The sequence below is a fragment of the Streptomyces kanamyceticus genome (genome assembly GCF_008704495.1).
In the GTDB taxonomy this organism is placed as follows: Bacteria; Actinomycetota; Actinomycetes; order Streptomycetales; family Streptomycetaceae; genus Streptomyces; species Streptomyces kanamyceticus.
The window spans coordinates 1663665-1686726 of the sequence record NZ_CP023699.1 but is presented as its reverse complement, the minus strand read 5'-3'; the positions used below and the strand labels follow the sequence as shown (position 1 = coordinate 1686726).

23 protein-coding genes are annotated in these 23062 nt (G+C 71.8%); 10 read left to right on the top strand and 13 right to left on the bottom strand.

Going from position 1 to position 23062, the window contains the following annotated elements:
- Positions 1–11: 11 nt before the first annotated feature.
- Together CP970_RS06470 and CP970_RS06465 are read right to left on the bottom strand one after the other, a co-directional pair.
- Complete coding sequence (locus CP970_RS06470) at positions 12–1025, bottom strand: zinc-dependent alcohol dehydrogenase (RefSeq protein WP_055553860.1); 1014 nt, start codon at positions 1023–1025, stop codon at positions 12–14.
- A complete protein-coding gene (locus CP970_RS06465; protein WP_055553848.1) occupies positions 1022–2227 on the bottom strand; it encodes a mandelate racemase/muconate lactonizing enzyme family protein in 1206 nt (401 codons plus the stop codon). The genes CP970_RS06470 and CP970_RS06465 overlap by 4 nt, the downstream gene beginning before the upstream one ends.
- A 228-nt stretch (positions 2228–2455) precedes the next feature.
- Between CP970_RS06465 and CP970_RS06460 the strand changes: the two genes are divergently transcribed.
- Together CP970_RS06460 and CP970_RS06455 are read left to right on the top strand one after the other, a co-directional pair.
- Entirely contained in the window at positions 2456–3223 is a 768-nt protein-coding gene (locus CP970_RS06460; protein ID WP_055553850.1) for an IclR family transcriptional regulator, read from the top strand.
- Positions 3223–4074: an SMP-30/gluconolactonase/LRE family protein gene (locus tag CP970_RS06455; protein ID WP_055553852.1), complete on the top strand. Its 852-nt coding sequence runs from the start codon at positions 3223–3225 to the stop codon at positions 4072–4074. Before CP970_RS06460 ends, CP970_RS06455 begins: the two co-directional genes overlap by 1 nt.
- 1 nt (position 4075) lies before the next feature.
- On the opposite strand, the gene CP970_RS06450 is transcribed toward CP970_RS06455, so the two are convergent.
- Genes CP970_RS06450 through CP970_RS06425 form a run of 6 tightly spaced genes read right to left on the bottom strand, consistent with a single transcriptional unit; the run spans position 4076 to position 10104 of the window.
- Positions 4076–5074 carry an ABC transporter substrate-binding protein gene (locus tag CP970_RS06450; RefSeq protein WP_055553854.1) on the bottom strand — a complete coding sequence of 333 codons (999 nt, stop codon included), beginning with the start codon at positions 5072–5074 and terminating at the stop codon, positions 4076–4078.
- A 15-nt stretch (positions 5075–5089) separates the two neighbouring features.
- Entirely contained in the window at positions 5090–5863 is a 774-nt protein-coding gene (locus tag CP970_RS06445; protein ID WP_055553856.1) for an ABC transporter ATP-binding protein, read from the bottom strand.
- Position 5864: 1 nt separating this feature from the next.
- A complete protein-coding gene (locus tag CP970_RS06440; RefSeq protein ID WP_079043897.1) occupies positions 5865–6974 on the bottom strand; it encodes a FecCD family ABC transporter permease in 1110 nt (369 codons plus the stop codon).
- On the bottom strand, positions 6971–8239 hold the full coding sequence (locus tag CP970_RS06435; RefSeq protein ID WP_224058292.1) for an MFS transporter: 1269 nt from the start codon (positions 8237–8239) through the stop codon (positions 6971–6973). Before CP970_RS06435 ends, CP970_RS06440 begins: the two co-directional genes overlap by 4 nt.
- On the bottom strand, positions 8236–9075 hold the full coding sequence (locus CP970_RS06430; RefSeq protein WP_055554984.1) for a Rossmann-like domain-containing protein: 840 nt from the start codon (positions 9073–9075) through the stop codon (positions 8236–8238). Before CP970_RS06430 ends, CP970_RS06435 begins: the two co-directional genes overlap by 4 nt.
- A 36-nt stretch (positions 9076–9111) precedes the next feature.
- Complete coding sequence (locus CP970_RS06425; protein ID WP_055554982.1) at positions 9112–10104, bottom strand: pyridoxal-phosphate dependent enzyme; 993 nt, start codon at positions 10102–10104, stop codon at positions 9112–9114.
- Between the two features lie 190 nt (positions 10105–10294).
- Between CP970_RS06425 and CP970_RS06420 the strand changes: the two genes are divergently transcribed.
- Positions 10295–11260 carry a GHMP family kinase ATP-binding protein gene (locus CP970_RS06420; protein WP_055554988.1) on the top strand — a complete coding sequence of 322 codons (966 nt, stop codon included), beginning with the start codon at positions 10295–10297 and terminating at the stop codon, positions 11258–11260.
- A 1-nt stretch (position 11261) separates the two neighbouring features.
- On the opposite strand, the gene CP970_RS06415 is transcribed toward CP970_RS06420, so the two are convergent.
- Both CP970_RS06415 and CP970_RS06410 read right to left on the bottom strand, forming a co-directional pair.
- A complete protein-coding gene (locus CP970_RS06415) occupies positions 11262–12047 on the bottom strand; it encodes an NAD(P)H-dependent oxidoreductase (protein ID WP_055554980.1) in 786 nt (261 codons plus the stop codon).
- A gap of 105 nt (positions 12048–12152) precedes the next feature.
- Complete coding sequence (locus CP970_RS06410) at positions 12153–12512, bottom strand: MerR family transcriptional regulator (RefSeq protein WP_055554978.1); 360 nt, start codon at positions 12510–12512, stop codon at positions 12153–12155.
- 83 nt (positions 12513–12595) lie between these two features.
- Here CP970_RS06410 and CP970_RS06405 point away from each other — a divergent pair, with 83 nt between their 5' ends.
- On the top strand, positions 12596–13492 hold the full coding sequence (locus tag CP970_RS06405; protein WP_107099103.1) for an NAD(P)-dependent oxidoreductase: 897 nt from the start codon (positions 12596–12598) through the stop codon (positions 13490–13492).
- 2 nt (positions 13493–13494) lie between these two features.
- The gene (locus CP970_RS06400) at positions 13495–13926 is read left to right on the top strand and encodes a PPOX class F420-dependent oxidoreductase (RefSeq protein ID WP_055554974.1); all 432 of its coding nucleotides are present in this window, start codon (positions 13495–13497) and stop codon (positions 13924–13926) included.
- 17 nt (positions 13927–13943) lie between these two features.
- On the opposite strand, the gene CP970_RS06395 is transcribed toward CP970_RS06400, so the two are convergent.
- The 3 genes from CP970_RS06395 to CP970_RS06385 form a co-directional block, all read right to left on the bottom strand.
- The gene (locus CP970_RS06395) at positions 13944–14819 is read right to left on the bottom strand and encodes a DUF4436 domain-containing protein (protein WP_107099102.1); all 876 of its coding nucleotides are present in this window, start codon (positions 14817–14819) and stop codon (positions 13944–13946) included.
- Between the two features lie 32 nt (positions 14820–14851).
- Positions 14852–16006 carry an agmatine deiminase family protein gene (locus CP970_RS06390; RefSeq protein ID WP_055554972.1) on the bottom strand — a complete coding sequence of 385 codons (1155 nt, stop codon included), beginning with the start codon at positions 16004–16006 and terminating at the stop codon, positions 14852–14854.
- A gap of 195 nt (positions 16007–16201) precedes the next feature.
- A complete protein-coding gene (locus CP970_RS06385; protein WP_398654684.1) occupies positions 16202–16858 on the bottom strand; it encodes a TetR/AcrR family transcriptional regulator in 657 nt (218 codons plus the stop codon).
- 136 nt (positions 16859–16994) lie between these two features.
- Between CP970_RS06385 and CP970_RS44770 the strand changes: the two genes are divergently transcribed.
- From CP970_RS44770 to CP970_RS06360, 5 genes are all read left to right on the top strand, one after another.
- Entirely contained in the window at positions 16995–18716 is a 1722-nt protein-coding gene (locus CP970_RS44770) for a serine/threonine-protein kinase (RefSeq protein ID WP_224058290.1), read from the top strand.
- A gap of 88 nt (positions 18717–18804) precedes the next feature.
- Entirely contained in the window at positions 18805–19386 is a 582-nt protein-coding gene (locus CP970_RS06375; protein WP_055552951.1) for a TetR/AcrR family transcriptional regulator, read from the top strand.
- Positions 19387–19536: 150 nt separating this feature from the next.
- Positions 19537–20247 (top strand): urease subunit gamma, encoded by a 711-nt coding sequence (gene ureA / locus CP970_RS06370; RefSeq protein WP_055552950.1) that lies wholly within the window; start codon positions 19537–19539, stop codon positions 20245–20247.
- Positions 20244–21992 carry an urease subunit alpha gene (locus tag CP970_RS06365; RefSeq protein WP_150493055.1) on the top strand — a complete coding sequence of 583 codons (1749 nt, stop codon included), beginning with the start codon at positions 20244–20246 and terminating at the stop codon, positions 21990–21992. The genes ureA and CP970_RS06365 overlap by 4 nt, the downstream gene beginning before the upstream one ends.
- Positions 21993–22044: 52 nt before the next feature.
- Positions 22045–23058 carry an agmatine deiminase family protein gene (locus CP970_RS06360; protein WP_055548464.1) on the top strand — a complete coding sequence of 338 codons (1014 nt, stop codon included), beginning with the start codon at positions 22045–22047 and terminating at the stop codon, positions 23056–23058.
- Positions 23059–23062 lie beyond the last annotated feature (4 nt).

The window sequence follows — 23062 nt, the reverse complement described above, 5'->3', positions numbered from 1 at the left end:
GCAGCCAAAGCTCAAGGACGCAAAAGCACCTTCCCGGTCTTGGGGTCACCCCCACCGACGAGAGAAACCGCCTCTCCGAACCGCTCCAGAGGAAACTCGTGCGTGATCAGCGCCGCGGGGTCGATCAGCCCGAGCCCGAACGCCCGCACCGCATCGCCCCACGCCGCGGACGACGCCCCGAAGACGGACCGCACCTCCAGCTGACTGAGGGAGAGATGCACGGGGTCGATCCCCACGGCCCCCTCCGTGAACATCCCGGTGAGCACGACCCGCCCGCCGCGCCGGGCGAGCAGACACGACGAGGCGGCGGTGGTCGGCGCCCCCGCGGTCTCCACGACGAGGTCGAACGAACCGCGTACGGATTCGGCCGCGACGGGGGAGAGCGCCGAGGTCGCCCCGCACTCCCGGGCCCGCGCACCCCGCGCCCCGCGCGGATCGACCACCACCAGCTCACCGGGGCCGGAAGCCGCGAGCAACTGCACCGCGAGCAGCCCGAGCGTCCCCGCCCCGACCACCGCGACGCGCTCACCCGGCCGGAGGCCGCCCGCCCGCACCGCCGCCGCGACCACCGCGGCCGGTTCCAGGAGCGCCGCGGCCCGCAGGTCGGCGTCGTCGCGCAGGAGGTGCAACAGCCGTGCGGGCACGGTCAGATGGTCGGCGAAGGCGCCGGGCTCGGTGAACCCGGTCTCCGCGTACCCGCCGGTGCACAGGTTCGTCTCCGCGCACCGGCACCGCTCGCAGACACCGCACGCCCGGAACCCCTCGGCGACGGTCCTGCGCCCGAGCAGCCCGGGGTCGACGCCCTCGCCGACCGCAGCGACGGTCCCCGACCACTCGTGGCCGGGGATCACGGGGTAGCGCACGTACGCGGCGTCGCGGTGTCCGTCGTACACCTCGCGGTCGCTCCCGCAGATGCCCGCGGCGGCCACGCGGACGAGGACCTCGCCGGGGCCGGGGGTGGGGGTGCCCCGGGTGACCAGGCGGTGTGCGCCGGGCCGCTCGACGACGATCGCGCGGCTGCTCACTCCGCACTCCCCGGGCCCGGGGCGCCGCCCGCCGCCCCGCCCGCCGCCGCGCTTGGTGAACGCTTCTCCCAGCCCTCGGCCCACAGGTCGAACCGCGCCTGCTGCTGCGGGAACTCCGCCGCCGCGTCGACGTCGAGCTCGACGCCGAGGCCGGGCGCGTGCGACAGCTCGAAGCAGCCCGTCGCCGGGTCGACCCGCGGGGCGCCCTTGACGACCTTCTTGATGTCGGCGTCCGCGAAGTCGTTGAAGTGCTCCAGGATCTTGAAGTTCGGCGTGGTGAAGCCGACTTGGAGCGATGCGGCGGTGAGCACCGGGCCGCCGACGTTGTGCGGGGCGACCAGCATGTAGTGCGTCTCGGCGGTGGCCGCGAGCTTCCGGGTCTCCCAGATGCCGCCGATGTGGCCCACGTCGGGCTGCAGGACGTCGGCCGCCTGGCTCTCGAACAGCTCGCGGAACTCGATCCGGTCGTGGATCCGCTCGCCCGTCGCCACCGGCATGTCCACCCGCGCCGCGACCTTCGCCAGGGCCTTGAGGTTCTCCGGCGGCACCGGTTCCTCCAGCCACGCGGGCCGGAACGGCGCGAGGTCGCGGGCGAGCCGGATCGCCGTGGCGGGCGAGAACCTGCCGTGCATCTCCAGCATCAGCTCGGCGTCGGGCCCGATCGCGTCGCGCACCGCCTCGATCAACGACACGGCGTACCGGGTCTGTTCGTGGTCGAGCTCGAAGTGGCCCGTCCCGAAGGGGTCGATCTTCAGCGCCCGGTAGCCGCGCTCCATGACCCCGCGGGCGGCCTCGTGGTACGCCTCCGGGGTGCGCTCCGTGGTGTACCAGCCGTTCGCGTACGCCTTCACGCGGTCGGTGACCTTGCCGCCGAGCAGCTGCCAGACGGGCACGCCGAGCGCCTTGCCCTTGATGTCCCAGCAGGCCATCTCGACGACGGCGATGCCCGACATGACGATCTCGCCCGCCCTGCCGTAGTCGCCGTACTTCATCCTGCGCACCAGGTCCTCGATCGCGAACGGATCGGACCCGGCGATGTGGTTGGCCTCCGCCTCGCGGAGATACCCGATGAGCGCGTCGGTGCGGCCGAGCATGCGGGTCTCGCCGATGCCGGTCAGGCCCTCGTCGGTGTGCACCTGGACGTAGGTGAGATTGCGCCAGGGCGTGCCGACCACGTGCGTGCTGATTCCCGTAATGCGCAAGGCAGTTGCCCCTTGACTTGTTCGGTATTTCGTCACACGTTCGAAATGGTGGCGTGACGGTATTCACGGCGGCCGGAAGGTGTCAATGGGTCGCGCGGAACGTCCAGAAGGAGCCATCGATGACCGTCGGCGGCCATTGCGCCGTGAACTGCCGCGTGCCTACCCTGTGTTCGTCATACCGATCAGTGGCCGACATGTCGGACGCGCAGGGTGGGAGAGGCCGAACTCATGGGACGACTGGTGCCCGCGGTGACCAGGTCGCTGGACATACTCGAACTGTTCCTTGAGGGCGAGGGCACGCTCTCCGCACCCGAGGTCACCCGCAAGCTCCAGCTGCCGCGCACCACGGTGCACGAGTTGCTCACCACCCTGGCCGCCCGCTCGTATCTCGTCCAGCTCCCCGACCAGCCGGGCCGCTACCGCCTGGGCGTGCGCACCTACCAGCTCGGCAGCAGGTACGCGGAGCAGCTCGACCTCGCGGCCGAGGGGCAGCAGGTGGCCCGCGAGGTCGCAGAGACCTGCGACGAGACCGTCCACGTCGCCATCCTGGAGGACACCGACGTCATCTACATCGCCAAGGTCGACTCCACGCACGCCGTGCGCATGGTCTCCGCGGCGGGCCGCAGGCTGCCCGCGCACTGCACGTCCGTCGGCAAGATGCTGCTCGCCTCGCTGCCCGAGGACCAGCTCGAATCCCGCCTCCGGGGTCGGGAGTTCACCGCGATGACCCCGGCCAGCATCACCGATCCGACGGAGCTGCTCGCCGCGCTCGCCGGGATCAGGGAGCGCGGTGTGGCGGTCGAGCACCAGGAGTCCAACCCGGACGTCAGCTGTGTGGCCGCGCCGGTGCGGGACCGCTCGGGCCGGGTCGTCGCGGCGCTCTCCATCTCCGTACCGATGATCCGCTGGAGCGAGGAGCGCGAGGGCGAACTGGCCGGGCTCGCCGCCAAGGGCGCCGCTGATCTGTCCGTCCGCCTCGGCCACCGGGGCGCGTGATGGGCCGCGCGTACGAGGTGGCGGTGCGCGAGCAGGCCGCACTCGGCGAAGGCCCCACCTGGGACCCCGCCGCCGAACACCTCATCTGGGTCGACATCCTCGCCTCCCGGATCCACACGTATGCCCCCGCGAGCGGCCGGCGCACGGTCATGGCCACGGAGCAGCACGTCGGCGCCGCCAAGCCGCGCGCGGGCGGCGGCCTCGTGGTCAACCTCAGGGACGGCGTCGGCCTGTACGGCCCCGGAGGGTCGTCCTTCGGCTGGCTGGTGCGCGACCCGGTGCCCGGCAGGCGCGGCAACGACGCGGCCGTCGCCCCCGACGGCGCGCTCTGGGCGGGCACGATGCGCTACGACGAGGCTCCGGGCGGCGGCAGCCTCGCCCGCGTCGCCCCCGACGGCACCGTCACCGAACAGTCCGGCGAGGTGTCCGTCAGCAACGGCACGGGCTGGAGCCCGGACGGACGGCTCATGTACTACGTGGACAGCCCCACGCGCCGCATCGACGTCTTCGACTACGAGGGTCAACATGCCCTGAACCGAAGGCCGTTCGCGCACATCGAGGCGGGCGCGGGATTCCCCGACGGGCTCACCGTCGACGCCGAGGGATGCGTCTGGGTGGCGCTCTGGGACGGCGCGGCGATCCGCCGCTACACGCCCGACGGGCGGCTCGACCGGACCGTCGAACTCCCGGTGCGCCGCCCCACCGCCTGCGCCTTCGGCGGCCCTGACCTGCGGGACCTCTACGTCACCACGGCCCGCACCGGGCTCGTCCGCCCGCACCCCTTGTCGGGCTCGGTCCTGGTCGTGCCGGACGCGGGCCGTGGCCTGCCGGGCGTCGCCTTCGCGGGCTAGCTCAGCCCTTGAGCCCTGCGAGGTACTTCCCGAACTTCTCCAGACCGTCGACGTTCCGCGGCCCGCTGATGCCTTCGTTGTAGTCGAGTACGAAGAAGTTGTTCTTCTTGACGGCGGGCAGCTCCTTGGTGTGCGGGGAGTTCTTCAGGAAGTCGATCTTCTCCTTCGCGGGCTTGTCGCCGTAGTCGAAGATGATGACGACCTCGGGCTCGGCCTTGGTCACGGACTCCCAACTCACCTGCGTCCAGCGCTCGTCGAGTCCGTCGAAGATGTTCCTGCCGCCAGCCGTCTTGATGATGTCGTTGGGCGGCACCTGGCTGCCCGCCGTGAACGGCTTGTCCGTGCCGGAGTCGTAGAGGAAGACCGGCACGGGGCTGCCGCCCTTGGGCGCCTTCGCCGCCACCGCGGCCACGCGCTTCTTGAGATCGCCGACGACCCGGTCCGCCTTCTTCTCGACCTGGAAGATCTTCCCGAGCCGCTCCAGGTCGCTGTAGAGCGCGTTGAACGGGGTGACCTTCTGCGGAAACCCCGGGTAGTTGAAGCAGCTCTCCGTGTGCATGAAGCTCTGGATGCCGAGCTTGTCGAGGATCTTCGGGGTGATGCCGCGCTGGTCGCTGAAGCCGGAGTTCCAGCCCGCGACGACGAAGTCGGACTTGGCCTGGACGACGAGTTCCTTGTTGAGGAGGTCGTCGCCGAGCATCTTCACCTTGGCGTACTCGGACGCCCAAGGGGACTCGCTCACGGGCGGGTTGGCGGGCGGCATCACGTACCCGTGCACGTGCTTGGTCAGGCCCAGGCTGAACAGTTTGTCGGCGCTGCCGCCCTCGTACGCCACCGCGCGCCGAGGGACCTTGTAAGTGACGTCCTCGCCGCAGCGCTTCACGGTGGTCTTCTTCGCGCCCTTGGCGTCGGCGTCGGACGCGACGTCGGCGCCGCAGCCGCTCAGGACCAAGGCGGCCGCGAGCGCGGATCCCAGGGCGATGGATCGGGTGTGGGACATGGGAGTTGGTGCCTTTCAGGGGGTGTGGTGCAGTGAGTACAGAAGCTGCGGGTCGCCCGTCAGCGGGTGCGGGACGACGGTGGCGCGGACGCCGAACACCTCGGCCACCAGCTCCTCGGTGAGGACCTCCGAGGGCGTCCCCGACGCGACCAGACGGCCCTGGGACAGCACGCAGAGCCGGTCGCAGGCGGCCGCCGCGAGGTTCAGGTCGTGCAGCACGACCAGGACGGTGGGTCCCGCGCCGCGCAGGTGGGAGAGGACCTCGACCTGGTGGCGTACGTCGAGGTGGTTGGTCGGCTCGTCGAGCACCAGGATCTCCGGCTCCTGGACGAGGGCGCGGGCGAGCAGCACGCGCTGGCGCTCCCCGCCGGACAGGGTGAGGACGCCGCGCCCCGCCAGGTGGTGGATGCCGAGCCGCTCCATCGCCCGTGCGCACAGGGCCCGTTCACGCTCGCCGAGCGCCTGGTTGCCCCGCTGGTGCGGCGCACGGCCGAGCGCGACGACCTCCTCGACGGTGAAGTCCAGGTCGACGGCGCCGTCCTGCGTCATGGCGGCGACGAGCTGCGCGCTGCGGCGCATCGGCAGACGGCCGATGTCGTCGGCGCCGACCCGGACGGTGCCGCGGTCCTGGCGCAGCGCGCGGTACACGCAGCGCAGCGCGGTGGACTTGCCGCTGCCGTTCGGTCCTACGAGGCCCACCACCTCGCCGCCGCGCACGTCGAGCGACAGGTCGTGCACCAGGCTCCTGCCGTCGATGTCGACGCCGAGCCCTTCGATGCGCAGTTCCATCTCAACGCCCCCCGAAGACATGGCCCTTGCGGCGCATGAGCGTGATGAACACCGGCACCCCGACGAGTGCGGTGATGACGCCCAGCGGCAGTTCGCGCGGCGCGACCACCGTCCGGGAAAGCAGATCGACCCAGACCATGAAGACCGCGCCGACCAGCGGGGCGACGGCGAGGACCCGCGCGTGCGTGGCGCCGACCACCATCCGCACCAGGTGCGGCATGACGAGCCCCACGAAGCTGATGGCGCCGCTGACGGCGACCATCACGCCGGTGATCAGCGACACCAGGACGAGCAGCGACGTACGCTGCCGGTCGGGGCTGACACCGAGGCTCGCGGCGGTCTCGTCGCCGAGCGAGAGGACGTCCAGGGAGCGGGCGTGCCGGTACAGCACGGCGAGCCCGAGCAGGACCACCGCGGACACGACGGGCAGCGCGCCCCAACTGGCCGCGCCGAAGCCGCCCATCGTCCAGTACAGGACCATGCCGGTCGCCTCGCTGTCCGGCGCGAAGTAGATGATCACGCTCATCAGGGCCTGGAAGCCCAGCGACATCGCCACACCCGTGAGCACCAGACGCAGCGGGGAGAGTGCGCCCCTGCTCGACGAGGCGGCATACACCAGGAAGGAGGCGACGAGCGCGCCGATGAACGCGCCCGCCGACACCGCGTAGACGCCGAGCGCGGCGAGACCCCCGGTGACGGTGACCCCGACGGCGCCCACCGAAGCCCCCGAGGAGACACCGAGCACGAAGGGGTCGGCGAGCGCGTTGCGGACCATCGCCTGGATGGCCACGCCGACCGCGCTCAGACCGGCCCCGACAAGGGCGGCGAGGAGCACGCGCGGCGTCCGGATCTGCCAGATGATCTGGTACGTCGTCGTCTCGTCGGCGCCGATGCGGCCGCCGGTGAGCGCGGCCCACAGATAGCGGGCGGTGTCGCCCGGCGTGACCACCGCGGCACCGAGCCCGATCGCCACCACGACGGAGGCGAGCAGGACCAGGAAGAGGGCGGCGCAGGTCAGGACCAGCGCCCTGGGGGAGGTGAGGCGGCCCCTCACACCAGCGGGCGCCGCCCCTTCGGCGGGGCGCGTTGGCGCTTCGGCGGTCGCGGTCATACGGAGTCCGCCCCCTCCCGCACGGGCCGTGCGCGCAGGACGAGCACCGCGGCGCCGACGGCGACGACGACGAGCACGCCGAACACGACGGCCACGCCCGGATATCCGGCGATGCCGAGCCCCGCGCCACCGAGCGCGGCGCCGACGAAGACGCCGAGGCTCATCCCGGCGGCGTTGATCCCGAGCGCCGCACCGCGCAGTCCTGGCCCGCAGCGCCGCACGATGAGGCTGACCGCGCAGGCCGCGACGACGGCGTGGCTCGCCGCGTGCAGCGAGGTCAGCGCGAGCGCGAGCGGCAGCCAGTGTGTGAAGTAGAAGCCCATGACGGAGACGAGCGCCGCCAACAGGCCGATGAACAACAGCCGTTCGGTGCGGATGCGCGGCTCGGCCGCGTTGGTGAGCCGCCCGGTGAGGAGGTTGCTGACGAAGAACGACGCGCCGCTCAGCGTCCAGACGAACGCGAAGAGTCCGGCGTCCAGGTCGAACCGCTCCTCGTAGAACGCCGCCAGGTACGACAGGTATCCCATGAACACGGCGGTGCGCAGGAGCGCGATGAGCAGCAGCGGCACGACGCCGCGCACGGCGCCCAGGGCCTTGAACGAGGCGACGTAGCCCAGGCGTTGACCGCCAGAGGCGGCATCACCCGCGTCCTCGGTGTCCTCGCGGCGCACCACGAACACCACCGCGAGCAGCAGCGAGAGCGCGGTCACCGCGAACAGGTCGCCCCGCCAGCCCCAGAACAGCGCGGGCAGCGCGATCACCGGCGCCGCGAGCATCGCCGTCATCGACTGGGTGGCGGTCACCAGGGTCGCCGCACGGCCCGCCGCCCTGCCGGTGCCGAAGCGGTCGGCGGCCGCGGCGGTGAGCGCCGGGTTCAGCACGGACGTACTGGCGCCGACGAGCAGACAGAACACGGCGAGCAGCACGAAGTCGCCGCTCGCGCCGAGCGCCGCGGAGAGCCCGAGCGCGGCGAGCCCGCCCGCCGCCGCCCACCGCCTCGGCACCCGGTCGATGAGCGGCGCGAGCGCGGTGCCCACCAACAGGGCGGCCAGACCGCCGAGTCCGCGCAGTCCGCCCATCGCGGCGACGCTGCTGCCCGCCTCGTCGGCGATGGGCACCAGATACGTACTGAAGACGGTGAACGGCAGCAGGCCCACGGCGGAGGCGAGGAGCACGGGCCACAGTGTCCGTGCCATGCGCAGATCGCCGGGTATCGGCTCCTCGGCTTCGTTTGCCGCGGAGTTCTTGACGGCGTCGACGCTCACGCACCCGCTCCGTTCGACGCGAGGCCGGCGCGGTACCGGTACATGGGTGTGGGGTCGGCGCTGAACTGGGAGAACGTGAACGGCTCCGCGTTGAGTCCGGTGACCCCCGCGCCGAGGAAGGCGCGGGCCACGGCGCTGCCGCTCTGGGCGTAGACGACCAGCGGCACCGCGTGCTCGACGCAGTGCGCGAGGATCAGGTCGAAGGTGCCGTTGCTGAGCGTCATGCCGGTGGCGACCACCGCGTCGGCGCTCGCGAGCACCTCGGTCATGTCGTCGCTGACGGGCTCGCCCCACGCGGTGGTGCGCAGGTTCAGGTCGCAGGGCAGGCAGACGCCGCCCCGCTCCCGTATCGCGGCCACCAGCGGGTTGACGACGCCGATCAGGGCGACCCGCGCGCCGGGCGCGATGTCGAGCAGACCGGCGATCGCGGCGTCGCGGGCCTCGGCCCTGACCTCGGGCGTACCGGCGGGCAGGAGCACGCGCTCGGCGTCGTCGGTGTCGCGGTGCGGCCGGGCCCGGGCCAGATAGGCGTCGAGCGCGGCGGTCCGCACGGGCGCGCACTCGTGACGCAGGAGCTTGTCCAGGGAGTGCCCTGAGGCGTTCTCGCAGAACTCCGGGGAGAGTTCACCGGCTTCGAAGGAGCAGGCGCCGAACGCGTCGCCGACGCGGAGCAGCAAGTAGTGGTTGTGGTACGTGACGTCGCCGCCTGCCAGGCGGGTCGTGTTGTACAGCCAGAAGGCGCTGGTGACCGTCAGGTCCCTGGGGTCGGGTCCGTGGGCGCCCGCGAGGACGGCGTCGGTGAGTTCGGCGACGGTCCGGGGTGTGGGGTGTGACATGTGGGTGCTCTCTCGAGGGGCGGGCGGTTCGGCGGGTCAGGAGGTGGTGGCGGGCCACGGCGCGGTGGACCAGGGGTGGCGCAGCTGGTCGAGCGAGGTGATCTCGTGCGGCTTCAACGTCTCGATGTCCAGGGCCTGTTCGTGCCGGGCGTAGGCGCTCTCGACGTAGCGGTGACCGGTGTCGGCCGCGATGAAGACGTAGGTGCGCGAGTCGTCCCTGCGCCGCTCCCACAGCGCGCCGAGGTAGGCGGCGCCCGCCGAGAGCCCGGCGAAGATGCCGCTGGTGCGCAGGAGCGCGACCGCGCCGGACACGGCGCACTCGAAGTTGACCCAGTGCACCCGGTCGTACAGCTCGTGCCGGACGTTCTCGAACTCGATGGCGCTGCCGATCCCGGCGATGATCATGTCGGGGTCGGCGACGTGCTCGGAGCCGAAGGTGACGCTGCCGAAGGGCTGCACGCCGACGAGTGAGACGTCGCGGCCCGCCGCGCGCAGATACGAGGCGATGGCGCCGGTCGACGCCCCCGACCCCACGCCGCCGACCAGCGCGAGCGGTCCTGTGGGCAGGTCCTTGCCGATGGCCTCGGCGACCTCGCGGTAGCCGCTGTAGTGGATGTCGTCGTGGTACTGGCGCATCCAGTGGTACGAGGGGTTGGCGGCCAGGATCTCGGCGATCCTGCGCACCCTCAGTTCCTGGTCCAGGCGGAGGTTCCGGGACGGCGGGACCTGTTCGAGGGTGGCGCCGAGTATCTCCAGCTGGACCCGCGTGGAGCGGTCCACGGTCGTGGAGCCCACGATGTGGCACTTCATTCCGTAGCGGTGGCAGGCCAGGGCCAGGGCCTGCGCGTAGATGCCGCTGGAGCTGTCGATGAGGGTGTCGCCCGGTTCGACGGCGCCCGATGCGAGCAGCTGCCGGACGGCGCCGAGGGCCGAGTAGATCTTCATGGTCTCGAACCGGAGGCAGGCCAGGTCCGGCGCGAGGGATATGAGGTCGGGTTTCTTCACCGCTTCGGCGATGTGCGCGTGCATGACGGAGATCCCCCAGAGGGACGTGGTGAGGGCAGGAGGTGCCTGGGGGAGGGCGTGGCTCCGTGTGCCGCTCCCCGGGACGCCGAGAGCATCACACTAGATGAAAATGATTGTCAAGACCGTGTAAGGTCGGCGCAACGCTGTACGAGATCTGCGCGTCGCCGCTGTACGAGGGAGGAATCGCGTGAAGCTGTACCAGGAGGCCCCGGCCGGGCCCCGCCCGTCGGGCCGAGGGCCCGGGCGAACGGGCGTGGGCACCGCGTTCGGCACCTTCGGCGAACTGCTCCAGGGCCAACTGCCCGAGGAGGACGGGGACTTCCTCGTGACCCTGCCCGTCGCCCGCTGGACCATGGCGACCTTCCGGCCGGGCTCCGCGTCCGGCGACATCGAGGTCCGCCCGCGCCACAAGGCCAAGGCGCTGCGCCTCGCCCGGATGATCGCCGAAGCGGCACCGGCGGGGGCGCGGACCGCACGGGGCGGCGTGCTCACGGTGAGCAGCGTGATCCCTGAGGGCAAGGGGCTCGCCAGCTCCTCCGCCGACCTCGTCGCCACCGCGCGGGCGGTCGGCCGCGCCCTCGACGTGCCCATGCCGCCCGCCAGGATCGAGCGCCTGCTGTCCCGGATAGAACCCACCGACGGCGTGCTCTACCCCGCGATCGTCGCCTTCCACCACCGCGCCGTCCGCCTTCGCGCGGTCCTCGGCGCGCTGCCCGCCATGGCCGTGGTCGGCATCGACGAGGGCGGGTCGGTCGACACGGTGGACTTCAACCGCATCCCCAAGCCGTTCACGCCCGCCGACCGGCGCGCCTACGCGGAGCTGCTCGCACGGCTCACCGACGCGGTGCGCACGCACGACCTCGCGGAGGTCGGCAGGATCGCGACCCGCAGCGCCCTGCTGAACCAACGCCTCAGGCACAAGCGCTCGTTGGAGCCGATGCGGGCGATCTGCCGCGAGGTCGGCGGCCTGGGCGTAGCGGTCGGACACAGCGGTACGACACTGGGCGTACTGCTCGACGCCACGGACCCCTCGTACACGCGACGCGTCACGGCGGCGGCCCAGGCGTGCGAGGAACTGACGGGCGGTGGGTGCGGCGGCGGGGGCGTGCAGGTCTACCGGACCCTGAGCTTTCGCACCGGGGGCGGTCCGGGTTCGTGACTCAGCGGTGTGCGCGGCCGTCCTGCGCGCGGTGCACTCCGACGCCCGTGAGCCCCGCCGCGACGTCCGGCCGCAGTGTCAGATCCTCGTCGTACTCCCCGCCGTTCTCGTGCCGGAAGGGCAGGGGCTCCGTGGTGTCCAGGGTGCGCAGGCGTTCGCGCAGGTCCGCCGTGGCGCGCGAGAAGCCCGCCGCCGTGAGCCGGTCGGCGCCGTACACCGCGAACGGCGGGAGCGCGGCCATGCCGGTGTACCAGAACGTGCCGTGCAGCAGCGGGAACAGGACCTCCTCAAGGGGTCCGTGGATGCCGCGCGGGCCGAAGCTGGACTCCCGGGCACCGATGGACGTGACGACCAGGGCGCGCTTCCCTGCCAGGCCCCCGTCGCCGTACCGCAGCGCCTGCCCTTCGGGATCCTTGATGCCGAATCCGAAGCCCTGGACCAGGACGCGGTCGAACCAGCCCTTGAGGATCGCGGGCGGTCCGAGCCACCAGAGCGGGAACTGGAAGACGACCACGTCCGCCCAGGCGAGCTTCTCCTGCTCGGCGCGGATGTCCTCGCTCAACTCCCCGCTGCCGTACGCGCGTTCCTGCTCGCGCCCGATGAAGAGCCGCTCGCGCGACGCGCCCCCGAAGTCACCGGCGTCCACGATCGGCTTCCAGTCCATGGCGTACAGATCGCTGACGCGGCGCTCGTGCCCGAGCTCGGTCAGCACGCGCAGTCCCTCGGTCATCAGGCGGCCGTTCAGGGAGCGCTGTTCGGGGTGGGCGGATATCCAGAGAATCTTCATGCCCCGATCCTGCGCGGGGCGCCCGCACGGCGACGACCGGCCAGATGGACATGGTCCGCAAGGATCTGGCCACGCCCGCGCGGGCGCGATCTCGGCCGTACGGGGCTACGCCGCCCGCCGCTCGGTCGCGTCGATGAAGTCGTGGAGCACGTCGCGCGAGCGCGTGAGCGTGTCGATGTTGTCGTCGAGGCCGCGCAGGCGCCCCCGCAGCACGTCCAGGAGATCGGGGCAGAAGTAGAAGTCGGGTCCTGTGCCCACGGCGCAGGGCAGCATGTACGCGATCTCCTGCGTCGAGAGACCGGCTTCGAGCAGGCTCCTGATCTGCCGCACGGTCAGCACGGCGTCCTCGCCGTAGTCGCGGTAGCCGTTGCTGCCGCGGTCGGGTGTGAGCAGGCCCTGGGCCTCGTAGTACCGCAGTTGGTGCGTGTGCACGCCGGTCCGTCCGCTCAGTTCTCCGATCAGCACGCCACTTCCCCCTTGACCTTCATACCGGTGTGAAGGTTGACGATTCTGCCATGCCCGACAACCCCTCTACGAAAGGGCGCATGATGCGGAACCAGCAGGCAGAGCACACCCCTGTGACGGTCATCGGCCTCGGCCTCATGGGCCAGGCCCTCGCCGGGGCGTTCCTGGGCGCGGGACACCCCACGACCGTGTGGAACCGGACGGCGGCGAAGGCCGAACCGCTCGTCGCCCGGGGCGCGAAGAGCGCGGGATCGGTCGCCGAAGCGGTCGCCGCGAGCCCGCTGGTGGTCGTCTGCGTCTCGGACTACGACGCCGTGCACGCGCTCCTCGACCCGCTCGACGGCACGGCCCTCCAGGGGCGCACCCTGGTGAACCTGACCTCCGGCACCTCGGCCCAGGCCCGCGAGCGCGCCGCGTGGGCGGACGGCCGCGGCGCCGACTACCTCGACGGCGCGATCCTGGCGGGACCCGCCGCGATCGGCACGGCGGACGCCGTCGTCCTCCTCAGCGGGCCCCGGTCGGCCTTCGACCCGCACGCGTCTGCCCTCGGCGGCCTCGGCGCGGGAACGACGTACCTCGGCGCCGACCACGGTCTCGCGTCGCTGTACGACGCGGCGGGCCTCGTCATGATGTGGAGCATCCTGAACGGCTTCCTGCAAGGCGCCGCGCTGCTCGGCACGGCCGGTGTGGACGCCACGACGTTCGCCCCGTTCATCACCCAGGGAATAGGAACCGTCGCCGACTGGTTGCCCGGCTACGCGCGACAGATCGACGACGGCGCGTACCCCGCCGACGACGCCGCCATCGACACCCATCTGGCCACCATGGAACACCTCATCCACGAGAGCGAGTTCCTCGGAGTGAACGCCGAACTCCCCAGGTTCATCAAGGCCCTCGCCGACCGGGCCGTGGCCGACGGGCACGGCGGCAGCGGCTACCCGGCGCTGATCGAACAGTTCCGCACGCACTCAGGGAAGTGATCATGACCTCGACACCCTTCAGCCCGCGCACCCTGCTCGCCGAGAGCAGGCTCGGCGTGCTCGCCACGATCAAGTCCGACGGCCGCCCCCAGCTCTCGCCCGTCCTGCCCTTCTACGACGAGAAGGCGGGCCTCCTCTACGTCTCGATGACCGAGGGGCGGGCCAAGACCGCGAACCTGCGCAGGGACCCCCGGGCCACCCTGGAGGTGACGGGGCCCGACGGCCGGGAGTGGGCCACCGCCGAGGGCGTCGCGACCCTGACAGGACCCTCGGAGGATCCGCGAGGGCCCGAGGTCGAGGCGCTGGTGGACTACTACCGCCTCGCCGCGGGTGAGCACCCGGACTGGGACGAGTACCGGTCGGTCATGGTGGCCGACCGCAGGGTGCTCATGGTGATGACCGTCGACCACGTGTACGGCGCCCGCATCGGCTGACGCTCCGTCATCGGCCGTCAGGGGGACGCGGGCGGATCCGGCGACGGGTGGGACTCCGCCCGCATCCCCATGACGACCACCGTGATGACGCAGAACGCGATGACCGTCTCCGCCCACAGGAAGGCGATGTAGTCGAGGAGGGAGCCGATGGGCGGTGCGCCGGGCGCGGTGTTGCGGAAGGCGGCGAGCGCGAAGAGCGTGGCGGCCATCCAGCCGAGCGCGGGCCAGGTCAGGCCCTTGCGCCGGGAGAGCAGGAACCACGCGCCGATGAGTACGGCGATGGCCAGCGCCCACATCGCGGCCATCATGAAGACGGCGAAGATCAGGACGCTGGTGGAGCGGCCGATCCCGACGTAGAAGACGGCGGCGCCGTTCGCCTCGGAGGCCTCGACCGTGGCCGCGAACAGCGCGTCGTTGTTGGTCAGCGTCATGCGGACGGGCACGGCCTCGCCACCCTGTACGGCGCCGAATTCGAGATCCGTGTCGTACGCGTCGAACGGATAGTCGGTGATCGAGCCCGCCGTCAGGGTGACCGGCACGTCCACCGTCGAGATCCGGCTGTGCGCGGGGAAGGTGAGATCTCCCCGCACGTCGGCCGACGTCTGCAGGGTCAGGGACTCGGCGGGGGCGACGCCGCCCGCCTCCGCCAGGTCTCCGCGCGGGGTGACCAGGAGGCGCAGGGTCAGCTCCCGGCCCGCCGCGTCGACCCGCTGGACCGACGCGGTGATGTCCACCCGGTCGGGGGCATCGCCGCCCGCGCGGTAGCGGGTGTCCAGGTCATGGCGTTCGCCGAACTGGAGCCAGACCCCGACGGTGACGGCCGCCGCCACGGCGCAGAGCACCAGGCCCGCGATCAGCAGTCTGCCGCGGGACCGGGTGGGGCGTCGCATCATGGCCACGGCCGCTCCATGTGTGGGGGACTCGGTCAGTCGACCGGCTTGCCCGGCTCGTCGTGCGTGGAGCAGTGGATGCCGCCGCCACCGGAGGCGATGGTGTCGATGTTGATCTGCACCACGTCACGCTTGGGGAAGTGCTCCTGGAGGATGCTCTTCGCCCGCTTGTCGGCCTTGCGGTCGCCGAACTTGGGGATGAACACCGAGTCGTTGGCGACGTAGAAGTTGGCGTACGTCGACACGAAGTCGTCGCCCTCGCCGGTGATCTCGTACAGGTCGGGCTGCGGCAGGTCGATGATCTCGAAGGGCTTGCCTCTGGCGTCGGTCGCCTCGCTCAGCACGGACTTCGCTTGGTCAGCCGCGCGCGACCAGGAGTCGGCGGGCGTGTCGGGGTGCGCCCGGTCCAGGAGCACCACGCCCGGCGCGGTGAACCGTACGAGGCTGTCCACGTGCGCGTCGGTGATGTCCTGCCCGCGCACACCGGCCAGCCAGATGACCTTCTTGATCCCGAGCGTCCGCTTGAGCTCGTCCTCGATCTGGTCCCGGCTCTTGCCGCGGTTGCGGTTGTCGTTGACGATCGAGCTCTCGGTGATCAGGAGCGTGCCCTCGCCGTCGGTCTCGAACGAGCCGCCCTCGGCGACCAGCGGGGCCTTCTTGCGGGGGATGTCGTACTCGGCCAGGAGCTTGCGGCCCACCTGGCCGTCGTTGTCGTGCTCCTGCTTGTTGCCCCACCCGTTGAAGTTGAAGTCGATGCCGGTGACCTTGCCGTCGTCCTCCACGAACACCGGCACCGTGTCGCGGGCCCACAGGTCGTCCACGGCGAGCGGGATGACCTCGACGTCGCGCCCGCACGCCTTCTGGGCGGCCTTCAGCTGGTCGGGCCTCGCCATCATCACGACGTACTCGTACTCCGCGATGGAGCGGGCGATGCGGGCGATGTCCTCGCGCACGTAGCGCAGGTCGTCCTCCCACACCGACTCCAGGGCGGGCCACGACATGAAGGTGCGCGCGTGGCTCTCCCACTCGGCGCCCATCCGGCGTCCCTCGGTCACCGCGTCCTCGTCGCCCGCGGTGCTCGCCCCGGCCACGGAGTCGCCGGGTCCGCAGGCCGAAGCGCCCAGGACGACGGCGCCGATTCCGGCGATCGCGCGGAGGGCGGAACGGCGGGAGGGGAGGAGGTGGGACACGGTGAACTCCGATCATCGTGATGGGGACAAGCTAGCCGCCGGTGCGCGAGGCCGCTCGGTGAGCGCGGCGCGGGTGGCGGGGAGGCCGCGGGCGTGATGTCCGCGAGCCGGTGGGGGGATGCGGCACCGGGAACGGTGCGGTGCGGCACCGGCTCGGCCGGTGTTCTTCCGTCCACTGTGGCACGGACTGAAAATTCAGTCAAAAAGTGTGGGACTGGCGCGCCTGGCCAACTGGGCGAGCTCCACCGCCATGGCGTCCCGCATCAGCTCACGCGCGTGCCCCAAGGGCAGCAGCTCGCTGAGCCAGCGCGTGCTGAGCCCCTCCAAGGTGGCGGTGAGCCGCTCGGCGGACTCGGTGAGCGCGGGCGCGGGAGCGGTCGGCTGGATGCGGCCGAGGGTGTGGGTCAGCTCGCCGATCCAGATCAGCCGGGCCTCCGCGAGCGCGTCGCGGAGCTCGGGGTCGAAGACCGAGGTGGCCTGCAACTCGCCCCAGGCGGTGCTGTTCTCGCGCACCTCGGGCCGGTCCTGGAACTCAAGGAGCAGGGAGCTTTCGAGGTCGCGGCGCGGGTCGCTGTCGCGCTCCCGCCGCGGATGTCCCGCGGTGTAGCGCTCGGCCCGGTCGCTGATGAACTCCAGGGTCCGGTGCAGGATGCCCGCGCGGTCCTTGAAGTGGTAGTAGACGAGCGCCGTGGAGACGCCCGCTTCGGCGGCGACCTCCGACACCCGCAGGCCCCGTACGCCGTGCCGGGCGATGACCCGGGCCGCCCCTCTCAGGATGACCGTCCTGCGGTCCGCCCCCACGTCCATGCCTTCCCGGTGTGCCTGCTGTGCCTGCTGATCGACGGCACGCATCGTCTCACATTGACTGAAACTTTAGTTAGCGGCACGATCATCCCTCGTGGCGGCCCGCGGCCGCCGCGCCACCGACTCGACTCGTCTCGTCTCGTCTCGTGCCTCGGCCCTGCCCTCTCGCCGAAAGAGCCACCGCATGTCCCCTCAGCCTCCCGGCGTGCCCGGCCCGCCCGGCGCGCCGACCGCCCACGCGCCCCTGTCGGCCGACGACCCCCGCGAGATCGGCGGCTACCGCCTGCACGCCAGGCTCGGCGCCGGTGGCATGGGGGTCGTGTACCTCGCCCACACGCCGGGCGGGCGGCCCATCGCCCTGAAAGCGGTGCGGGACGAGTTCGCCGCCGACCCCGAGTTCCGCAGGCGCTTCGCCCACGAAGTGGCCAGCGCACGGAGCATCCACGGGCTGTTCACCGCGCAGGTGGTCGACTCCGGAGTGGACGCCCCCACACCGTGGCTCGCCACCGCGTACGTACCCGGACTCTCCCTCCAGGAGGTGGTACGACGACACGGCCCGCTGCCCGTACGGACGGTGCTCCTGCTCGTCGCGGGCATCGCGGAGGCGCTCCAGGCCATCCACTGGGCCGGGGTCGTCCACCGGGACCTCAAACCGGCCAACGTGCTGATCGCCGAGGACGGCCCCCGCGTCATCGACTTCGGCATCGCACGCGCGGCCGATGCCACGGGCCTGACCGGCACCGGACTGCGGATCGGCACCGCCGCGTACATGGCGCCCGAGCAGGCGCGGGGCTTGGCCGTGACCCCGGCGACCGACGTCTTCGCGCTCGGCGCGCTCGCCGCGTACGTGGCCGGGGGAGTGCTCGCCTTCGGGGACGGGCCCGAATCGGCAGCGCTGTACCGGGTGGTCCACGAGGCGCCCGACCTGTCCAGGGTGCCCCACGACCTGCACGAGCTGCTGGGACGCTGCCTGGCCAAGCGCCCGGAGGACCGCCCTGACCCGGCCGAACTGATCACGGCGGCGCGGGCGCATCCCGTCATGGGAGCACGTCCCGAATTCACGGAGGGGTGGCTGCCGCGGGGGGTCAGCAGCGAACTCGCCGGGCGCGACGGGGCGCCGGAACCGGCACCGGGGCCTGGTCCCGGCTCTGGGCCCGGTCCGGGTCCTGGGTCCGGTCCCGGTCCTGGGCCCGGCGGTCACGCGCCGACGCACGCCCAGCCGACACTCGCCGCTGCCTCCGCCGCCTCTGCCGCCTCTGCCGAACCCGCCACCGGCCCCGAACCGCGCCGGACCCGCCGTGGCCGCGGCGGCCGACGGCGCGGGGCCGGGGCGGCCCTGGTGGTCGCGGCGGTGCTCCTCGTCTCGGTCGGCGGCGCGGCGTACTACTTCCTCGACCGTCGCGGAGACCCGGCACGAGACCCCTCCGGTTCCTCGGATTCCGCCGATTCCTCCGACACCTCCCACCAACCCCACACGCCGTCCCCCCGGCCCTCGTCGAAGCCGTCGTCGCCCGCCCCCTCGTCCGAGGGCGCGTACGTGCCGGACTACACGGACGCCGAACTCACCGCCCCCGACCCCGACTACGAGTTCGACCTCTCGGCGGGCAAGGTCGTTCCCGCCGAGACCGCGGACTGGTACCTGGAGCGGACCGACACCGAGTTCGTCCTGTCCGACGACAGCGACGCCTTCGTGGCCGCCGGATACGTGCTGAGTCCCGCCGACTGCGTACGCGGGATCGAGACGGAACCGGTGACCGAGCTCCCCTTCGACGACCTCGCCGACGAACGTCCCTTCTGCGTCCGCAGCCCGGACGGGAAGAGCGTCGTCATCGCGCGCCTCGTCGAGGCCGTGCCCGGCGAAGGGCCCGTCACGGTGGTCATGAGCCGCCACAACCAGGGCGGCTGACGCCCGGCCACGCCGGCGCCCCGGCCCCCTGCGCCCGCCGAAAGGCCGAGATCACGGGGCCGGGCCCTGCCCGGTAGGGTTCGGATCCATGGCGCCTCGCACTACTCAGATCCTCGAAGCGGCCGCACGGCTGATCGCCCGTCGCGGTGTCCGCGGCCTGCGCGTCGAAGAACTCGCGGCCGAAGCGGGCGTCTCGACCGGGTTGATCTACTACCACTTCAAGGACCGCACGGGGATCCTGCGCCACACCCTGGAGTTCATCAACGACCGCGCCGAGCGCTACACCACGGGGCGCGACCCCGAGGCCGAACCCCTGGCCCCCCGCGAGGAGTTGGAGGAGATCCTCCTGCTCGAACTGCAGGACACCCCGGAGGTCAGGGAGAACAGCTCCGCCTGGGGCGAGCTGCGGGCCAGCGCCGTCTTCGACGAGGTGCTTCGCGAGGACCTCGCCAGGGCGACGCTGGTGTGGGTGCAGGAGGTCGCCGCCCTGCTCGGGCAGGTGCGGCCGATGACCCCGGCGCCCGCTCTCGCCGCGGCGGGCGAGCGGCTCACCGCGCTCCTGGAGGGGCTCAGCATGCGCTGGCTCAGCGGTGGACTCCAGCTCGATCACGCGCGCGACCTGGTGCGCGGCGCCATCGACGCCGAGCTGGCGCTGCTGCGCGGGAAGTAGCCCGCCGCCTCGTTCCCCACTGGTGTCACCAGTGGGTTTCGTTGTCTCCAAGTCATTGACTGAAAATTCAGTCAGTGTCACAGTGATGCCGCTGGCCCGCCGATGAGCGGCCGAGGCCATGCCGAACTTCCCGGAGCGAGTGATGCACCCATGCCGCTGACCCCCACCGAACGTGACCGGCTCCTGCTGTTCACGGCCGCCGAACTCGCGCGGTCCCGGCACGCCCGCGGCCTCGGGCTCAACGTCCCCGAGGCCACCGCGCTGATCGCCGACACCGTCTGCGAGGCCGCGCGGGACGGGCTCCGCCTCGCCGAGGCCGTCGAGCGCGGCCGTGCCGTCCTCCGCCCCGACGACGTCCTGCCCGGCGTCGCCGACGTGGTCACCGAGATCCAGGTCGAGGCCGTCTTCGACGACGGCACGCGGCTGGCGGTCATCAGCGAACCGTTCGGTGCGTGGCCCCGGCGCGACGACGCCCCCGGTGCCGTACTCCCGGCGACGGAGGTCGCTGCGCCCGAGCCGGTCGTGACGCTGGGCGTGCGCAACACCGCGACCGTGCCCGTCTCCGTGACGTCGCACTTCCACTTCTTCGAGGCCAATCCGCGGCTCGACTTCGACCGTGCGGCGGCGTACGGGATGCGGCTTGCGGTGCCCGCGGGCTCCTCGGTGCGTTTCGGTCCCGGCGAGAGTGTTGAGGTGGGGCTGTTGCCCATCGGCGGCGAGCGGATCGCGATCGGTTTCGCGGGTCTGGTGGACGGCCCGCTGGATGCGCCGGGCGCGAAGAAAGACGCCCTGCGCAAGGCGGTGGCCTGCGGCTACCTGGGTGCGAGCAGTACCGAAAGCCCGGCAGGAGTACGCGCATGAGCAGGCCCACCAGGCATGCCGATCACTGCGCGCCGGGCAGTCGGCACATCGATCCGTACGAATACGCCACCGTCCACGGCCCGCGCGCGGGCGACCGGGTCCGGCTCGGCGACTCGGGTCTGGTGATCCGGGTCGAGTCCGACGCGCAGAAGCACGGCGACGAATTCCTCGCCGGTTTCGGCAAGACGGCGCGTGACGGGCTGCATCTGAAGGCCGCCGCGGTGCGTGAGACGTGTGACGTCGTGATCAGCAATGTCGTCGTGATCGATGCCGTGCAGGGCATTCGCAAGGTGTCGATCGGGATCCGGGAAGGGCGGATCGCTTCCATCGGGCGGGCGGGGAATCCCGACACCCTCGACGGCGTCGACGTCGTCGTCGGCACCGGGACCACGATCATCTCCGGCGAGGGCCTCATCGCCACCGCGGGTGCGATCGACACCCACGTGCACCTGCTGTCGCCGCGGATCATGGAGGCGTCGCTGGCGTCCGGTGTGACCACGATCATCGGGCAGGAGTTCGGCCCGATGTGGGGCGTGGGTGTCAACTCGCCCTGGGCGCTGCGTCACGCGTTCAACGCCTTCGACGCCTGGCCTGTCAACATCGGCTTCCTGGCGCGAGGTTCGTCCTCGGACGCCGCACCGCTCGTGGAGGCGCTCGCCGAGGGCGGTGCCTGCGGGTTCAAGGTGCACGAGGACCTCGGCGCGCACACCAGGGCGCTCGATACGGCGTTGCGGGTGGCGGAGGAGCATGACGTCCAAGTCGCGCTGCACAGTGACGGGTTGAACGAGTGCCTGTCGGTGGAGGACACGCTCAGCGTGCTCGACGGGCGTACCATCCACGCCTTCCACATCGAGGGCTGCGGCGGCGGGCACGTGCCGAACGTGCTGAAGATGGCGGGTGTGCCGAACGTGATCGGTTCCTCGACCAATCCGACGCTGCCGTTCGGCCGTGACGCGGTCGCCGAGCACTACGGGATGATCGTCTCGGTCCATGACCTGAAGACGGATCTGCCCGGTGACGCGGCGATGGCCCGGGACCGGATCCGGGCCGGGACGATGGGCGCGGAGGACGTGCTGCACGATCTGGGGGCCATCGGGATCACCTCCTCGGACGCGCAGGGCATGGGGCGGGCGGGCGAGACCGTGCGCCGGACCTTCGCGATGGCCGGGAAGATGAAGGCCGAGCTGGGCCCGATGGAGGGCGACGGCGAGCGGGACGACAACGCGCGCGTGCTGCGCTACATCGCCAAGCTGACCATCAACCCCGCCCTGGCCCACGGCCTTGCCCACGAGGTCGGCTCCCTCGAAGTCGGCAAGATGGCCGACGTCGTGCTCTGGCGCCCGCCGTTCTTCGGCGCCAAGCCGCAGATGGTCCTCAAGTCCGGCGTGCCCGCCTATGGCGTGACCGGTGACCCCAACGCCGCCACCGACAGCTGCGAACCGCTCGTACTCGGACCGCTGTTCGGCGCGCACGGCGCCGTGCCCGCCGACATCTCCGTGGCCTTCGTCGCGCGGGCCGCCGCAGAATCGGGCTCCTTCGGGCGGTCGCACGACGCGATGGCCACCCGGCGCCGCCGCGTCGCCGTGCGCGGCACCCGTGGCATCGGGCCCGCGGACATGGTCGGCAACAACCGGATCGGGCAGGTCGACGTCGACGCGCGGACCGGCCTGGTCACCCTCGACGGCGCCCCCGTGCGCTCCGAGCCCGCGCAGGAGGTCTCCCTGAGCCGCCTCTACTTCCTCTGACCTCTCCGTACTTCCCGTCCCGCTGAACCTCTGCGAAGAAAAGAGACACCCGATGACCGCGTACCGCATGCCCGCCGAATGGTCCGAGCACGAGGGCTGTCTGATGGCCTGGCCCACCCGCGTCGACCTGTGGGACGGCGTGCTCGACCAGGTGCAGGGCGAGTACGCCCAAGTCGCCCGCGCCATAGCCGAGTTCGAGCCGGTCACCATGGTCGCCCCGCCGGGGTACGGGGACGCTGCCCGTGCCCGGTGCGGTGACGGTGTCGACGTGCTCGAACTGCCCCTGGACGACTCGTGGTTCCGCGACTCGGCGCCGCTGTTCGTCCTCGACGGGGACGGCCACCGCGCCGGGGTCGACTTCCGCTTCAACGCGTGGGGCCGCAAGCACCACCCGTACGACTCCGACGACCGGATCAGCGCGCTGCTGCTCGACCACCTCGGCGTCGAGCGCCTGCCCTCCGACATGATCCTGGAGGGCGGCGCGATCACCGTCGACGGCGAGGGCACGCTGATCACCACCGAGCAGTGCCTGCTCCACCCCAACCGCAACCCGGACCTGAGCCGCGCGGAGATCGAGGCCGAACTGAAGTCCCTGCTCGGGGTCGAGAAGGTGATCTGGCTTCCGTACGGCGGGCTGCTCGACACCGAGACGGACGGGCACGTCGACGGGGTCTGCGCGTTCGCCGCCCCCGGCAAGGTCGTCGTCTCCCTGCCCGCGGACCCGGCACACGCCGACCACGCCCGGATGCGCGCCAACCGCGCCGTCCTGGCGGCCAGCACCGACGCCAAGGGCCGCCCCCTGGAGATCGTCGACGTGCCGCAGACCGTGTTCACCGAGGTGACCGGTGGCGAGGTCGAGGTGTCGTACCTCAACTACTACGTCGCCAACGGCGGTGTCGTCGTGCCGGTCGCCGGGCTGCCCGCCGACGAGGACGCGCTCGCGGTGATCGCCGCCGCGTACCCCGGCCGCAAGGTCGTCGGCGTGCGGGCGGCCGCCGTCGCCTACGGCGGCGGGGGAGTCCACTGCATCACCCAGCAGATCCCCGCCGCCCGCCCCAGCGCGTGACGAC